This is a genomic window from Streptomyces sp. NBC_01485 (genome assembly GCF_036227125.1).
In the GTDB taxonomy this organism is placed as follows: domain Bacteria; phylum Actinomycetota; class Actinomycetes; order Streptomycetales; family Streptomycetaceae; genus Streptomyces.
This window is the reverse complement of sequence record NZ_CP109435.1, coordinates 2,832,160-2,846,881: the sequence shown is the minus strand read 5'-3', so window position 1 is coordinate 2,846,881 and position 14,722 is coordinate 2,832,160. Positions and strand designations below refer to the sequence as shown.

Here is a 14,722-nt window from a genome sequence, read left to right as displayed (position 1 = left end):
GGGTTGGAGGGTTCACTCATGCGTGGACAAGCTCTCTGCCGGGGCGACCGCGCGGGCGCGGACCGCCTGGATGTCGACGGGGTGCCGAAGGGCACGGGACACGTCCTGGATCTCCCGGAGGAGGTAGGTGGTGTCCGGGCCGGAGGGGCTGGACGGGCCGGAGGCAGAGCTGGGCGGGCGCACCGCGTCCGGAGTAGCCGCAGTAGCCGGACTGTCCGGAGTGGCCGATGCGGCGGACGGGGGCTGCTGCTCGCGCCGCCGCGTCTCGATCGCGTCCAGCAGTGTCACGGCGGCGGCCAGCGCCTGGGCCCGGCCGCGTTCGACGCCGAGGGCGACGGCGGCGTCGTAGGAGCGGGCGCGCAGGTCGTCGTCGAGGTGCCGGGACAGTTGGAGGAGCGCGTCGCGGATGAACGTCTCGCGGCGGATCAGCCGCAGTTCCGGGGTGGCGCGCAGGTCGAACGGCACGCGGCCGCCCGTGACGGTCCGCATCAGCCGGGTCAGCGGCCGCAGGCTCCGGTGCCGGCGGCGGACCCGCCACCGCTCCTGAAGGTACTGGCCGGCGTGCGGCACGATGAAGCCGACCGCGACCAGGGTGGCGGCGATACAGGCCGCCGACGGGGCGATGCTGGTGTTCAGCCAGTCCAGGTCGTGCCCGGTCCAACGGGCCCCGACGGCCGTGAGTTTGGCCGCGCTGAACAGCAGGTTCGTCACGTAGCCGGCGCCCAGGAAGCGCAGTCCCCAGCGCAGCCAGGCGTCCAGGCCCGTGGTGCGGCTCCAGTTCCAGACGAGCCGGGCCGTGACCGAGCAGGCCACCGTGTGTGCGAGCAGGTAGAGCAGGATCTCCTCGCGCATGAAGGGCGTGTTGGCGTAGTACGTGTCCAGGTCCTGGATCCGCTCCACGGGCACGTCGGCGAGCGCGAAGAGCACCCACAGCAGGGCCACCACACCGGCGTAGACGGAGACCACCCAGCGGGTCGCGCGCCGCGTCTGGGCCCCGCGCTCGGTGAGGTTGTTGCGCCAGGCGATGACCAGCAGCAGCCAGGACGCGGACAGCGCGGTGAGCAGGGAGTACACCCAGGGCGCCGCGATGTTCGGCACCCCGGTGACCCGGTTGGTCCAGGCGATGGTCTTCGGGGCGGCGAACACGAACACCGCGCAGGCGAAGACCAGCAGGCCGCCGACGGCGCGCAGCAGCGGGTCCCGCCAGAGTTTGAGGATGCTGGGCAGCTTGATGGCGAGGGCGGCGCCCAGGACGACGGTGGGCAGCCAGAAGGAGACGTACATTCCGTCGCTCACCGTCCCGGACCCCGCCGCCCGCGATAGCCGAGGGTCCGCTGCACCGCCGCCGTCTCGCCGGACGGCCCGGTGCCGGACGGCCCGGTGCCGGATTGGTCCCCTTCCGCCAGGTAGTGGCGGAAGTGGGCGGCGAGCCGGTGGCCGAAGTCGTCGGCCTCGGCCTCCTCGTCCGCCCGGGAGCCGCTGCGGGCGGCGACCGAGAGGGCGGCGGCCGCGTCCCGCCAGCCGGGGCGGTCGGCGAACGCGCGTGCCGCGGCGGCTGCCGTGCCGGCCCCGTGATGGTGGTGGTGTCCGGCGTGCAGGTGCCACAACTCATGGCCGAGGATGACCAGTTGCTGCACCGCCTCGGCCCGCTCCTCGACGATGACCAGGTCGAAGTCCTGGAACTCCACCCACAGTCCGGTCACCTCGATCTCGTCGGGGAACCGCTCGAACCGCACCTCGACGGGCCGCCCGTCGCGCCGCGCGGTCATCTCCTCGCACAGCGCCCGGCACACGTCCCGCACCCCGGAGGGCTGCCCGGACGGCCGCCCGGAACGTTCCCGCAACGCGGCGGAGAGCTCGCCGGTCAGTTCACGCATGGCCGGTCCGGTCCGCACGCGCCGCAGCGTCGAGGCGATCCGGGCCGCCCTCCCGCGCGCGCCCGCGACATCCATCCGCTCCCCCTCCGCTCCCCCTCCTCGACCACCCGTCGGCAGCCGCCCGAGCCTACGCGGCCGGTCGTGTCCGCGTCACGAGATGGCCGTACGCGAATCGGTGAGGCCCAGTTGAGGGATCAGGAGGCCTACTGCCCGCAGGCCACGGCCGATACGTTGGCAGGGGCGGCGAGTCGATCTTCAAGCCGGCGGACCAGTCGCCCTTGGGGGCGCGGGGAACTGCGCGACCAGCCACGACGAGCCGGCACCCGCCAACGAAACTTTGCATCCCCTTTGGAAAGGCGCCCATGCGAACCGCACGTCTCACCCTCGACCCCGCCTTCACCATCGGCGAAGTGAACCCCCGCCTCTTCGGCAGCTTCGTGGAACACCTGGGCCGCTGCGTCTACACGGGCATCTTCGAACCGGACCACCCCACAGCGGACGCCGAAGGCCTGCGCACGGACGTCCTCGATCTCGTCCGCGAACTCGGCGTCACCGCCATCCGCTACCCCGGCGGAAACTTCGTCTCGGGCTACAAGTGGGAGGACTCGGTCGGCCCCGCCGAAGACCGCCCCCGCCGCCTCGACCTCGCCTGGCGCTCGACGGAGACGAACCGTTTCGGGCTCTCCGAGTACATCTCCTTCCTCCGCAAGATCGGCCCGCAGGCCGAGCCGATGATGGCGGTCAACCTCGGCACGCGGGGCGTCGCGGAGGCCCTGGAACTCCAGGAGTACGCCAACCACCCCGCCGGCACCGCCCTCTCGGACCTCCGGGTCGCGCACGGCGACAAGGCCCCCTTCGGCATCCGCCTCTGGTGCCTGGGCAACGAGATGGACGGCCCCTGGCAGACCGGCCACAAGACGGCCGGGGAGTACGGCCGCCTGACCGCCGAGACCGCCCGCGCCATGCGCCAGATGGACCCGTCCGTGGAACTGGTCGCCTGCGGCTCCTCCAGCCAGTCCATGCCGACCTTCGCCGAGTGGGAGGCGACGGTCCTCGCGGAGACGTACGACCTGGTCGACCACATCTCCCTGCACGCCTACTACCAGCCGCAGGACGGCGACGTCGACTCCTTCCTGGCCTCCGCCGTCGACATGGAGTCGTTCATCGAGAACGTCGTCGCCACCTGCGACCACGTCGGCGCGAAGCTCAAGTCCAAGAAGAAGATCAACCTCTCCTTCGACGAGTGGAACGTCTGGTACATCTCGCAGTGGCACGCGATCGAGGACTCCGCCGCGCGGGACTGGGCGGAGGCCCCCCGGCTGCTGGAGGACAACTACAGCGTCACGGACGCCGTCGTCTTCGGCTCGCTCCTCATCGCGCTGCTGCGGCACGCCGACCGGGTGACGGTCGCCTGTCTCGCCCAGCTCGTCAACGTGATCGCCCCGATCCTCACCGAGCCGGGCGGCCCGGCGTGGCGGCAGACGACGTTCTTCCCGTTCGCGCAGGCCTCGAAGTACGGGCGGGGCACGGTCCTCGACGTGCGCGTGGACTCGCCGACGTACGAGACGCTGAAGTACGGCGAGGCGGATCTGCTGCACGCCACCGCGGTCCGCGCCGAGGACGGCACCGTCACCGTCTTCGCCGTCAACCGCAGCCGCACCGACGCGCTGCCCCTCCAAGTCGGCCTGAACGGGCTCGACTTGACGTCGGTCGTGGAGCACAGCGTGCTCGCCGACGCCGACCCGGACGCCCGTAACACCCTCGCCGACCCCGAGCGGGTCGCCCCGCACGCGGCCGAGGGCACGGCGCTGACGGACGGCGGCACGCTCACGGCGACGCTGGAACCGCTGTCGTGGAACGTGATCAGGCTGGCGTAGGGCCTGCGGGTAGGGCCTGCACGGGGTCACTCCCGGCACTTCCGATCATCGCGCCGTCGGCCGCACACTGGCGGCATGAACCGTCCGGGCCGGGCGGCGCGGTGGGCGGGCGGGCTGCTGTGCTGGACCTTGGCCGCAGCCATGGCGTCCGCCGCCGTCGAAGCCGTCGTCTCGCCGAGCGCCGGATGGTGGCGTACGGCCTGGCCGCTGCCCTGGTACCTGGTCCCCGCGTGGGCCGTGCTGTGGGCGGCCCTGCGGGCGCGGGAGAAGCGGGAGAAGCGGGAGGAGCGGGAGGAGCGGGAGGAACGGGAGGAACGGAGCCCGCGACCGGCGGACCCCACAATGGGGCCATGAGGATCTCGGCACGGGCGGACTACGCGGTACGGGCGGTTCTGGAGCTCGCCGTACGGAGCGGCGGCGGCGACCCGGTGAAGGCGGAGTCGATCGCCGCCGAGCAGGACATTCCGCACAAGTTCCTGGAGGGGATCCTCGGCGACCTGCGGCGCGGCGGGATCGTCGACAGCCGGCGCGGCGGGGGCGGCGGCTACCGGCTGGCCCGCGACCCGGCCGCGATCACGGTCGCGGACGTGATCCGGGCGGTGGACGGCCCGATCGTCTCCGTACGCGGCGAACGTCCGACCGGCCTGACGTACACGGGCTCCGCGCAGCCCCTGCTTCCGCTGTGGATCGCGCTGCGGGCGAACGTGCGCCGGGTCCTGGAGGGCGTCACGATCGCCGACATCGCGGCGGACGCGCTCCCGGCCCCCGTGCGGGAGCTGGCGGCGGAACCGGCGGCCTGGGAGAACCCGTAGTGCACTACGAGGTACCGGGCCGCCGTTCCCTCCGTCCGATCAGGTCCCGTCTGATCAGGTCACCTCTGATCAAGTTCCGTCTGATCAGGTGGAGTTGACGCCGACTGTCAGCGTCGCCTTGTAGCCGTCGGACACGCCGATGCCGAGGGCGGTGAGGGTGAGGAGGCCGGAGGAGGAGCCTCCGTCGTCGTAGATGCTGTCGTCGGCGAGGGCCGTCTCCTTGGTGGTGTTCGCGGAGTACGGCGAGGTCGCCTGGATCTCCTCGTTGATGTCGGCGTCGAAGAAGAGCTGACCGGTGTGAATGACCTCGCCGCCGGTGTACGAGTCGTCGGTGAGCGTCACTTCCGTGTGGACCCGCATGTGGACGTGGACGGCGCGCGAGACGTAGTGGCCGGGCCAGATCGACGTGATGCTGCACTCGCCGTTCGCGTCGGTCATCTGCCCGCCGCGCAGGAAGGTGCCGTTGTCCTCCTCCTCGTGTCCGTTGCCGCCGACGAAGCCGGAGTACTCGCCGAGGGCGTCGCAGTGCCAGATCTCCACGAGGGCGTCGGCGAGGGGCGCGCAGTCGTTGGCCTGGTCGACGACGGTGAACGTGTACTGGACTTCGAAGCCCTCCTTGTCCTCCCGTATGTCCTCGCGGACGAGGGCGCCGTCGAGGGAGTAAGGGCCCTCGGTGACCTCGGCGTTGAGGGTGCAGATGCCGCTGGTGGCGGAGGCGCTGGTGGAGGCCTTGGCCTCGGCGGACACCTCCGTGTCCCCGCTCGGGGTGTCGGCCGAGGCGAACCCGGCGACGGCGAGGCCGCCCGCGGCGGCGACCGCCGTACCGCCGATCAGCACGCGCCGCCGCTTCATGGACTTGTCGAGCCGGTGTTTCCCGGACCGGTCGCCGTCGGAGCCGGAGCCGGAGTTGGAGCCGATGGTCTCGTGGTGGTGCTCGGTGTTTCCCGTCATGCCGAGGAAGTTAGGGGCGTATCTGAGGAAATCCTTAACGTTGCGCTGTGCGGGACCTGGGGATCCAACGGTCAACTGCCGTTGTTTACTCACGAGTTCGGGCATCACGCCGCAGGTGCCGGTCAGTGGATACCGGTCAGTGGGTGCCGGTCAGCGGCGGGCGGCCGGGCGCTTGGGCGGCGCGATGCGCACCCGCTTCTCGGCGGGCGCGCTCTCTATGTCGTCGAGTTGCGCGACGATCGTGGCGCGCAGGTCGTCGTAGTCCTCGAAGCGGTGGTCGTTGAACAGGGTGTAGCCGGTCCACATCAGGTTGGCGCACACCCGGGCCGGTACCCGACCGGTGTGGGCGCCCATGCCGACCAGCGCCACCGACCCGATGCTGCCCGCCGACTCCCGGTTCTGCTGGTGGATCGCCTGGAACGCGGCGGCGCAGGCCAGGGCCACGTTCAAGGTCTCGCTCACGTTCTGCGAGGACGTCTCCATCGTCGGCGTCGAGATCAGGAACCTCGGGCTGACCGCCCCGGACGGGACGCACACCGCGCTGCCCACCGGGAGCCGCCCCTCGAACCGGTCGCGGATCGCCCGCTGCACGCGCAGTTGGATGCCCGCGCCGAGGTGCCGCTTGACGGCCGCGTCGACTCCGCCGTCCATCCGGCCCCGCGAGTTGGTCGGGCTCACCCAGGCGTCGACGTCCTCGTCGAGGATCGAGCCCTTGCGGATCTCTATCTCGGGGGTGTCGGCGAACGCCGCCCGCCAGGCCTCCACCACGGCCGCGTTGATGTCGGTCAACACGACCTTCAGCGGTGCCTGTTCGCAGTTCACGGTCATAGTGCACTCCCACGTGAGAAACGGTCTTTCCACCACTCACGACGCTACCGCGCCCCACTGACAACGGAGTTCGAAGATCGAGTCGTTGTCGTACCCCGCTGCTAGCCTCCCGGCCATGAGCGATGCCAACACCCCTGACCAGCACGATCCGACCGACCCGCTGGCTCTCGCCGAGCTGTTCAAGGGCGGCGGTGAACCGTGGCTTCCGCTGCTGAAGCCGGTCATCGAGGCGCAGCCGGACGCGGCCGCGTTCATCGGCCCGGGCCGCAGCCCGGAGGTCGTTCCCGTGCGCGAACTGACCTTCCAGGCGCTCAAGCCCAACCTGCCGCACAAGTGGAAGGTCGTGGTCTTCGGCCAGAACCCCTACCCGCGGCCGGAGAGCGCCACCGGCATCGCCATGTTCGACAACACCTTCCACGACTGGACGGACAGTCAGTTCGGCAGGGTCGTCAGCATCCGCTGCATCATCAAGGCGGCGGCGATGTGGAAGTACGGCATTCCCAAGAAGACGCCGATCGCCGACGTACGCGCGCTGTTGAAGAAGCAGGACACCGTGCAGCCGCCGGAGTGGTTCCAGGCGATGCTCACCCAGGGTGTGCTGCTGCTGAACGCGGCCCTCACCGCCAGCAGCGACGGGCCGAGGGGAGCCGACCCGCACACCGCGTTCTGGCGTCCGGTCGCCGAGCGGATCGTCGAGGAGATCCTCAAGGCGAAGCAGAACGCCGATGAGGAGGACCGTGCCGTCGTCTTCGCGTGGTGGGGCGCTCACGCGCGCAGTCTGAAGAAGGTCGTCCTCCGGCTTCAGCAGAAGTACCCGGACGTCGAGGTCCGGCACATCGACCACCCCAATCCCGCGGCGCAGGGCGACGTCTTCTGCGAGGGCGAGCACTTCGGAACGGTGAACGCGGCCCTCGCGTCGATGGGCGTCGACGAGATCGACTGGCTGCCGAGCAAGGGCTGGGACAAGTCCGTGGCGGAGGCCGGCGGGACGGACGGCGGCACCGCCGAACGCATGGGCGCGTTCATCGCGTCCACCATGGAACTGCACCAGCTCTACCTGGAGCGGCTTTCCAGCGTCAAGGACGAGGGGCTCGTGCTCCCCGCGATCAGCGGGGTGTTCGACACCCCGGTCATGGACTTCCGCGACGCCGTCTCGCCGGTCGCCGCACTGCTGTCCGGTCTCGACCGGCACGTCCAGAAGTCGCACGAGTTCGGCAAACGGCGGGCGGACGAGGCGGCCGTCGGGCTGTCCGCCGACGTGATCGCCGCCCTCTACCTCTACACCTGCGAGTCGGCGTTCTACCGGGAGATCAACGCCATCCTGCGCTCACCGGACCGGACCAAGGCCGTCCCTTACCTGCCGTATCTGCGGCTGCTGTTCTCGGCGGTGTCACAACTCCCCGCCCGCACGGAGTCGTTGTGGCGTGGCGTGTCGCTGGACCTGCGTGCGCAGTACCCGCTCGGGCGGACTGTGACCTGGTGGGGCGTGTCCTCGTGCACGTCCAAGTTCAGTGTGGCACGGGCGTTCCTCGGCAGCCGTGGCAAGCGGACTCTCTTCGAGGTGCAGCCCCGTCGGGCCGTAGGCATCCGCAGCTTCTCCGCGTTCACCGACGAGGAGGAGTTCATCCTGCTGCCGGGCACGCAGCTCGAGGTGGTGGATGTGAAGACCGAGCGAGGCGGCCTGTGCACCGTGAAACTGGCCGAGTCGGAAGAGCAGCCCTTGGTGTCCTGACACGCATCGGCAGTGTGCGAACCCACAGTGTGCGAACCCGCAGTGTGTGAACCCGCAGTGTGTGAACCCGCAGTGTGTGAACGGGCCAGGGTGAATGGCCGGACTTCAACCTGGGCGGTTCCCGGTGGGCTCCTTACGATGCGATCGCCCTGTTTTCTTCACAGCAACCCCATTGATCCTTCACAAGGTCGCTGTGCGGAGCCTTGGCGCATCCACCCCCCACCGATCCGAACGAAGGGGAGAGACCATGGCAAGTGGGCTGCTCCTGGGCGGCGCTGTAGCCGCTCTGCTGACCGCTGCGGTTCCCGCGCACAACCCGTCCACCGGGTTCGTCGACCCACCCCCGGACAAGATCGTCATCAACGTCGCGACGGTGAACGGCTCCGGCTGTCCCGCGGGTACGGCGGCGGTCGCCGTCTCCGAGGACAACACCGCCTTCACCGTGACCTACAGCGACTACCTCGCGCAGGTCGGCGGGGGCTCCAACCCGACGGCGTTCCGCAAGAACTGCCAGCTCAACCTGATCGTCCATGTCCCTTCGGGCTTCACCTACGCCATCGCCAAGGCGGACTACCGCGGTTACGCCTCGCTCCAGCGCGGCGCGACCGCCCAGCAGCGGGCCTCGTACTACTTCCAGGGCTCGTCGCAGACGGTGTTCAAGAACCACAACTACACCGGCTCGTACAACGACAACTGGCAGGCGACCGACAGCACCGAGTGGGCCCAACTGGTCTGGGCCCCCTGCGGAGTTCAGCGCAACTTCAACATCAACACCGAACTCCGGGTGAACGCGGGCACCTCGCCGTCGAACAAGGTCAGCTTCATGACCATGGACTCGACCGACGGCGACCTCAGCACCATCTACCACATGGCGTGGCAGCAGTGCCCCGCCAAGTCGGCCAAGTGAGCCGGCCTCGACCCTAGGGGCCCTGGGAGTGCTGGGGTCACAGTCACCCTGCCGCGTGGACCACGAAGTCGGCCCACGCGGCGGGGGAGACGGCGAGTTGGGGGCCGCGCTTGTCTTTGGAGTCACGGACGTGGATCCGGGCGGGGCAGGTGGCAACCTCGACGCAGTCGTCGCCGGACGCGCTGCTGTGGCTCGACTTGTGCCAGGCCTGGGCAACCTCGACACAGTTATCGCCGGAGCCGCTGCTGTAGCTGGACTTGTGCCAGGTCAGCGCGACCTCGACGCAGTCGCCGGAAGCGCTGCTGCTGTAACTGCTCTTGAACCAGGCCAGTTCGGAGGTGCTCATAAGTTTCCTCGCATCCGTTGCAGCAGGCTCACGGAGTCTCCGAGGGTGAGAGCCTGTGAACGCATCCTGGCATACCGTGCCTGGAGCACGCTGACCACTTTGGGGTCGGAGATCAACTGGCCGCTCTCCTGCCCTTCGGCGTAGCCGAACCACTTATTCTTTGGCGTCTCCAGCAGCTGTAGCGGGCCTGCAAGTCCCGCATGTGACTCCTGGATCGTCGGCATGATCTGGATCTCCACGTTCCGCAACTTGCTGATGTCCAGCAGGTGGTCGATGACCCCGAGTGTGACCTCCGCCCCGCCGGTGCGCCGCAGGAACAGGTGCTCTTCGAGGATGAAGCTGAACGCGGTGTTGGGTCGCTCATGCAGCAGTCGCTGCCGATCGGCCCGAGCGGCCCACAGTTCCTCGATCTGCTCGTCGTCCAGTGGCGGAAGCTGATCGGCGGACAGTGCCCGCAGGTACGCCTCTGTCTGAAGCAGCCCAGGGATCATCCTGCACTCGTACGTATAGAGCGTGATCGCCGTCTTCTCCAGTCCGGCCCACCGCCGGAACCAAGAAGCCAACCCCGGCTGGCGCTCAAGGCACTCTGCCGCCTTCCTCAAGGCCCCTGTGTTGCCGAGCACCGCCTCCGCCGCTTCGACGAAGTCCACATCCGCCAGTCGCCGCCCCAACTCCACTGACGCCACCGTGTGTTTGGAGAAGCCGATGAGGCCGGCGAACTCCTCCCTGCTCAGCCCGTGAAAGATGCGCAACGCCTGGACCACCGCCCCGAACGTCCGCATGCTGTCCGACGACTCGGGCTCACCTTCGACCGTCATGGTCACCTCCTGCGCCCCATGGTCACGGCCAGTCACCGGTACTGTCCAGTCCGTGACCGCGTACGCTTTTCCGCTGTACGCGGTGGTCACCTGGAGATTCACCCTCCGCGCGCGCCACATTGGCCTCATGACTGCACGCCACGCCCCCCAACCGCTGCTTACCGTACGTGTGTTCAAGCAGCGTTTCAGCGCGACGCCGCGCGGTGCCCGCCTGGCACGGCATCTCGCGCTGCACCAGCTCCACGTCTGGGGCATCCCGCACGGCACGGACGTCTCCGACGACGTCGCTGTCGTCGTCGCCGAGCTGGCCGCCAACGCCGTCACCCACGGACGGGTGCCCGGACGGGACTTCGAGCTGCGGCTCTCCTTCCCGCCCGGGAGCGTCCGCGTCGAGGTCACCGACACGCGAAGCGGGCCGCTGCCGCCCGGACCCGGTGCCGTGTCCGTCCCGCGCCCCCTCGACGAGGCCGGCCGTGGGCTCGTCCTCGTCGACGCGCTCGCCGCCCGCTGGGAGGTCGTGGACCGGGAGCCGCCGCCCGGCAAGACCGTACGGGTCGAGGTCGACGTACCGAACTGGCTCGCCCTCGCCAAGAAGGCCCCCTGACCCACTCCGACCCTTCTACGCCACCGCTGTGGCCGCGTCCTGGTGGTGGTCGTCCCCGCAGTGGGGGCAGAGGCCGGCGGCAGCAGCGGAGCGTACGTCCGCGCGGTCGTGGGTGGCACCCAGCGGTCCCGTCTTCGGAGTCGGGCGTCCCTCGCGGTTGTTGTGGCGACCGGTGAGGGTGTGCCATTCGAGGTTCCCCCGCATCCAGTGCCGAAGTCCGGTGAGATAGCGGGTGAGTTCGGGCGAGGCGTCGCGCGCGACCTCGGGCTCCATGCGCAGGTACGCGCACATGAGACGGTCGTGGAGTTCACCGGTCGCGCGCATGCTCTGTTCGAGGGACCAGCCGTGGCGTGCGGACAGCACGGTCGGCAGACTGTGGCTGCCGATGTCCTCGCTCTCCTTGGCGACCGAGTACAGGTCGTTCACCAGCATGATCATGAGCGAGGCGGCGAGCGACAGGGACCGCACGCCGGGCTCCTCCCAGTCGCGGGCGGACAGTTCGTAGCCGCCGACGACGTCGATCAGCGCCAGACAGGCCATGCCCCCGTTGTACTTGCGATGCGCCATGTACTCCGCGGGGTCGGGCACGTGCCCGGCGATGCGCCAGGAGTTCTCCGCCGCCATCGCCAGGAACGTGGCGATCGTCTCGTGGCGCAGACGGCCCACTTGCGTCGGCGTGCCCAGGCGGGTGATGTGTTCGGCGGTCAGGCGCAGCGACCTTGTCACCGGGTCGCCGCCGACGAAGTCCTCGGTCGAGGGGCAGTCGGACAGCCGGGGGCCGTTCTCCAGCGCGGTCAACGCCCCCGCGAGCCGGGAGGCGCTCATCGCGAGCCGGACGCCTTCGACGCCCTCGTCGCAGTAGTGGTCGTCCGCCGCGAACAGGGCGGTCATGTTGCGGGCCGCGAGCATCAGGTGATCGTGGTCGACCGCGTCAGGGTGGGTCAGCGCCGCGAACGTTCCGAAGCGGTACCCGCCGAGCTCGTTCCGCTGTCCCGGGAAGAGATCGAGGTCCAGCGCCCAGGCGACGATCTCATCGTCCGCCTTGCGAGCCGCCGCCTCGTCGTATGTGACCGGAAACGGGCACAACACACTCGGCACTGACAATTCCCGCGTGGAAGTGTCGCTATTCATGCGTCTTATGGTGAGGTAACAGGCCGCTTCAGGGAATGGCTGGTTCTGGCCACAACAGCAACCGCTCTCCAGTCCTGCCCACTCACAGCAGTGTCGACCCGCCCCTGCAGCATGCCATTTCGGGCGGGAAGAGACAGGGCGTCCGGTCTTGCGCGTGGCCGCGATTTCGCCGCCACGGGGGGCCTGTATAGGGGCCGCCCGCGAGATCTACGCGCCGTGCGGGCCGTCGCCGGGCACGTGGGAGGCGTCGCGAGGACGATATGACCGAAACTGGACGGGCCGGTTCGACCACCTTGCGCAGTCGCACATGTGTCTCATCGAACTGAGTGAGGGCGGAGGGGTGAAGGGCGTCGGTGAACCGGTGACCAACGCATCCGAGCCAGTAGGTGATCGGCGCGTTCCAGGGCTTGAGTGCGGGCGTGCGGGCGGCGACATACCGACTGGGCGCCACCGAAGCTATGGTGACGCCCAGTCAGATATGGGTGTAGGTGCGGGGGTTACGCGGTGCGGGTCTGGAGCGGGGTCGGGTGCGGGGTCACCTCTCGACGCCGAGGGTCAGCGTTCCCGCGTACCCGGCGGACGTCGAACTGCCCAGTGCCGTCAGGGTCATGAGGCCGGACGCGGCCCCTCCCTCGTCGTAGATGGAATCCTGGGCGAGGGTGGTGCGGGTGACCGTGTTGGTCGAGTACGGCGAGATCCTCGCGACGGCGGTCGTGATCGTCTCGTCGATGAAGAGCTGCCCGGTGTGGATCTCCTGGCCGCCGGTGAAGGAGCCGTCGGCGGTGAGCGTGACGCCGGTGTGCACCATGATGTGGATGTGGATGCAGCGGCCCCGGTACCAGCCGGGGTAGACCGTGGTGATCGACGCGACGCCGCTGGAGTTGGTGAGGACGCCGCCGCGCAGGAAGGTGCCGCTGTCCGGCTCGCTGTGGCCGTTGTTGCCGACGAAGCCGGAGTACTCGCCGAGGGCGTCGGCGTGCCAGATCTCCACCAGCGCGTTGCTCAGCGGGACGCAGGTGTCGTCGTCGACGACCGTGAGGGCCAGCTTCAGCGGGATGCCCGCCTTGCCCTCGGTGATGTCGGCGCGGACGTACTGTCCGTCGAGATAGTAGGGGCCTTCGGTCATCTCCTTCGTGAGGGTGCAGACGGCCGCGGCGGCGACCGGAGCCGCGTCGACCGCCTCGGCGGTGGGGGCCTCGGACGTGGCAGCGGCGCCTACGGCCAGGGCCGCTGCGGTCGCACCCGAGGCGACGAGAACGGTTCGGCGCGCGACGGGAGTGCGCGTTTCTGAGGTGTCTGTCATGAACACGGCACCGTAGGGCCGGTTCCTATCGGGAGCCTGTTGAGAGGCTGTCAGGTAGGCAAAGTGACGATCCGTCAAGTTCCTTGCAGGACAAGGAAGATGGGAATGGTGAAGGCCGGCCGCCCGCTGGGCGACCGGCCTCCTCTTCACCTACTGCGCGGCTGTCACGACAGCAGCTTCATCGCCTGCCAGCCCGTCGTGCCGACCGGGACCGGAGTGCCCACGAGCCCGCTCGCCCGGCCCGGCACGAAGTCCAGGCCCGCCGAGGCGTTGGCCGTCGTGGTCCACAGGTCGCAGACGCCGTCACCGTCGGAGTCGCCCGAGGCGGTGATCAGCGGTCGGGCCGCCGTCGTCCAACCCGTCGCGTACGCCGCCCTGTTGGCACCCGTGCCCAGCGACGCCGGGTCGGTGCCGCCGTCGGAGACCCCGTCGCCGTCCGCGTCCCCCGGGCTGCGCCCGTGGTACAGCCACACGTCGCCGCCTGCCGTGTTGCGGGCGATCAGGTCGGTGAAGCCGTCGCCGTCCACATCGCCGGGGGAGGCGAGCAGCATCCCGCTCCAGCCCGAGTTCCCGATCAGGTAACCGGAGTCGAGCGTGCCGCTGAAGCTGCCCGGCAGGAACCAGAGTTGGTCGCCGATGACCGCCACGAAGTCGGGGTGGCTCGCCTCGGCGTCGGCCGTGATGTCACCGACCGAGACGATCTGCTTGATGGCGGCGGTGTCCGTCGCCACCTCCGTCTCCGGGTCCGGGAAGACGTACACCTCCTGCTTGGTGTCCTCGGTGAACTCGCCCTGCCCGCTGTTCGGGTACAGCCACAGCTTGCCGTCGGAGCGGCGGGCCACCAGGTCCTCGTAGAAGTCCTCGGTCCAGTCGCCGCGGTGGGTCAGCAGCGCGCCGTTCCAGCCGCCGCCTGAGGACAGCGGGAGCGTCGTCGCCAGCTTGCCGCCGCCCGTCCCGCCGTACAGCCGCAGGTTGTTGGAGCCGTCCACGGCGAACAGGTCCGGCATGCCGTCCCCGTTGACGTCACCGGGCTTGTCCGTGACCCCAGGGCTCTTCACGTAGAAGCGGTACGGGTAGATCGGGCCGGGATTGCCGCCCACGTCCACCAGACGCACGTACAGCGTGTGCGGTCCCGGCGTCAGCGGGGTGACCTTCGCCTGTGCCGGGCCGCCCTTGGCCGTCGGCTTCGCCGAACTGCTCGGCGGGGTGCGGTCGAGGCTGTAGAGGTACTCGGTGGTGTCCGACACGCCGTTCGCGCCGAACTCGAACGTGCCCTCGGTGCGCGCCAACGCGCCCTCGACCGGCTCGATGTCGGGCGTCGTCTCCGGATACACGTCGTCCTTGGAGCCGACCGTCGGCATCACCTTCGGCGCGTTCGGGTCGAAGCCGAACCGGCAGCCGGCCGCGCCCGCCGTCGGCGTCCAGTCGGAGGCGAACGCCGAGTCGGCGGTGTCCTCGGCCTGCGCCTTCCACGAGAACTGCCCGCCGCTCGCGCCCTTGTGCTGGTCGAGCAGGGCCTTCGGCACGGTGATCCGC

Annotated in this window: 15 protein-coding genes; 6 read left to right on the top strand and 9 right to left on the bottom strand. The window is 69.6% G+C overall.

What is annotated here, in order from left to right; genetic code table 11:
* Positions 1-12: 12 nt before the first annotated feature.
* Both OG352_RS13100 and OG352_RS13095 read right to left on the bottom strand, forming a co-directional pair.
* Positions 13-1,284 (bottom strand): MAB_1171c family putative transporter, encoded by a 1,272-nt coding sequence (locus OG352_RS13100; RefSeq protein WP_329223813.1) that lies wholly within the window; start codon positions 1,282-1,284, stop codon positions 13-15.
* A gap of 8 nt (positions 1,285-1,292) precedes the next feature.
* Positions 1,293-1,952 (bottom strand): toxin-antitoxin system, toxin component family protein, encoded by a 660-nt coding sequence (locus tag OG352_RS13095; RefSeq protein WP_329216892.1) that lies wholly within the window; start codon positions 1,950-1,952, stop codon positions 1,293-1,295.
* A 287-nt stretch (positions 1,953-2,239) separates the two neighbouring features.
* Here OG352_RS13095 and arfA point away from each other — a divergent pair, with 287 nt between their 5' ends.
* The 3 genes from arfA (at position 2,240) to OG352_RS13080 (ending at position 4,566) form a co-directional block, all read left to right on the top strand.
* A complete protein-coding gene (gene arfA, locus OG352_RS13090; RefSeq protein WP_329216890.1) occupies positions 2,240-3,754 on the top strand; it encodes an arabinosylfuranosidase ArfA in 1,515 nt (504 codons plus the stop codon).
* Between the two features lie 75 nt (positions 3,755-3,829).
* Positions 3,830-4,108, top strand: a complete 279-nt coding sequence (locus OG352_RS13085) for a hypothetical protein (protein ID WP_329216888.1) — start codon at positions 3,830-3,832, stop codon at positions 4,106-4,108.
* Complete coding sequence (locus tag OG352_RS13080) at positions 4,105-4,566, top strand: RrF2 family transcriptional regulator (protein ID WP_329216886.1); 462 nt, start codon at positions 4,105-4,107, stop codon at positions 4,564-4,566. Before OG352_RS13085 ends, OG352_RS13080 begins: the two co-directional genes overlap by 4 nt.
* An 84-nt stretch (positions 4,567-4,650) precedes the next feature.
* Here OG352_RS13080 and OG352_RS13075 read toward each other — a convergent pair whose 3' ends face one another.
* A complete protein-coding gene (locus OG352_RS13075; protein WP_329216884.1) occupies positions 4,651-5,517 on the bottom strand; it encodes an intradiol ring-cleavage dioxygenase in 867 nt (288 codons plus the stop codon).
* 150 nt (positions 5,518-5,667) lie between these two features.
* Complete coding sequence (locus tag OG352_RS13070) at positions 5,668-6,345, bottom strand: macro domain-containing protein (RefSeq protein ID WP_329216883.1); 678 nt, start codon at positions 6,343-6,345, stop codon at positions 5,668-5,670.
* A 115-nt stretch (positions 6,346-6,460) separates the two neighbouring features.
* Here OG352_RS13070 and OG352_RS13065 point away from each other — a divergent pair, with 115 nt between their 5' ends.
* On the top strand, positions 6,461-8,077 hold the full coding sequence (locus tag OG352_RS13065) for an ADP-ribosyltransferase domain-containing protein (RefSeq protein WP_329216882.1): 1,617 nt from the start codon (positions 6,461-6,463) through the stop codon (positions 8,075-8,077).
* 247 nt (positions 8,078-8,324) lie between these two features.
* Entirely contained in the window at positions 8,325-8,984 is a 660-nt protein-coding gene (locus OG352_RS13060) for a DUF4360 domain-containing protein (RefSeq protein WP_329216881.1), read from the top strand.
* A gap of 43 nt (positions 8,985-9,027) precedes the next feature.
* On the opposite strand, the gene OG352_RS13055 is transcribed toward OG352_RS13060, so the two are convergent.
* Both OG352_RS13055 and OG352_RS13050 read right to left on the bottom strand, forming a co-directional pair.
* Positions 9,028-9,330 (bottom strand): DUF397 domain-containing protein, encoded by a 303-nt coding sequence (locus OG352_RS13055; protein WP_329216880.1) that lies wholly within the window; start codon positions 9,328-9,330, stop codon positions 9,028-9,030.
* On the bottom strand, positions 9,327-10,148 hold the full coding sequence (locus tag OG352_RS13050; RefSeq protein ID WP_329223812.1) for a helix-turn-helix domain-containing protein: 822 nt from the start codon (positions 10,146-10,148) through the stop codon (positions 9,327-9,329). Before OG352_RS13050 ends, OG352_RS13055 begins: the two co-directional genes overlap by 4 nt.
* Before the next feature lie 127 nt (positions 10,149-10,275).
* Here OG352_RS13050 and OG352_RS13045 point away from each other — a divergent pair, with 127 nt between their 5' ends.
* Entirely contained in the window at positions 10,276-10,752 is a 477-nt protein-coding gene (locus OG352_RS13045; RefSeq protein WP_329216878.1) for an ATP-binding protein, read from the top strand.
* A 15-nt stretch (positions 10,753-10,767) separates the two neighbouring features.
* Here the strand turns inward: OG352_RS13045 and OG352_RS13040 are convergent, their stop codons facing one another.
* The 3 genes from OG352_RS13040 to OG352_RS13030 all read right to left on the bottom strand — a co-directional run bounded on the left by OG352_RS13040 (position 10,768) and on the right by OG352_RS13030 (position 14,712).
* Positions 10,768-11,883, bottom strand: a complete 1,116-nt coding sequence (locus tag OG352_RS13040) for a terpene synthase family protein (RefSeq protein ID WP_329216876.1) — start codon at positions 11,881-11,883, stop codon at positions 10,768-10,770.
* Positions 11,884-12,418: 535 nt separating this feature from the next.
* On the bottom strand, positions 12,419-13,186 hold the full coding sequence (locus OG352_RS13035) for an intradiol ring-cleavage dioxygenase (RefSeq protein WP_329216875.1): 768 nt from the start codon (positions 13,184-13,186) through the stop codon (positions 12,419-12,421).
* Positions 13,187-13,350: 164 nt separating this feature from the next.
* Positions 13,351-14,712, bottom strand: a complete 1,362-nt coding sequence (locus tag OG352_RS13030; protein WP_329216874.1) for an FG-GAP repeat domain-containing protein — start codon at positions 14,710-14,712, stop codon at positions 13,351-13,353.
* Between the last annotated feature and the right edge of the window lie 10 nt (positions 14,713-14,722).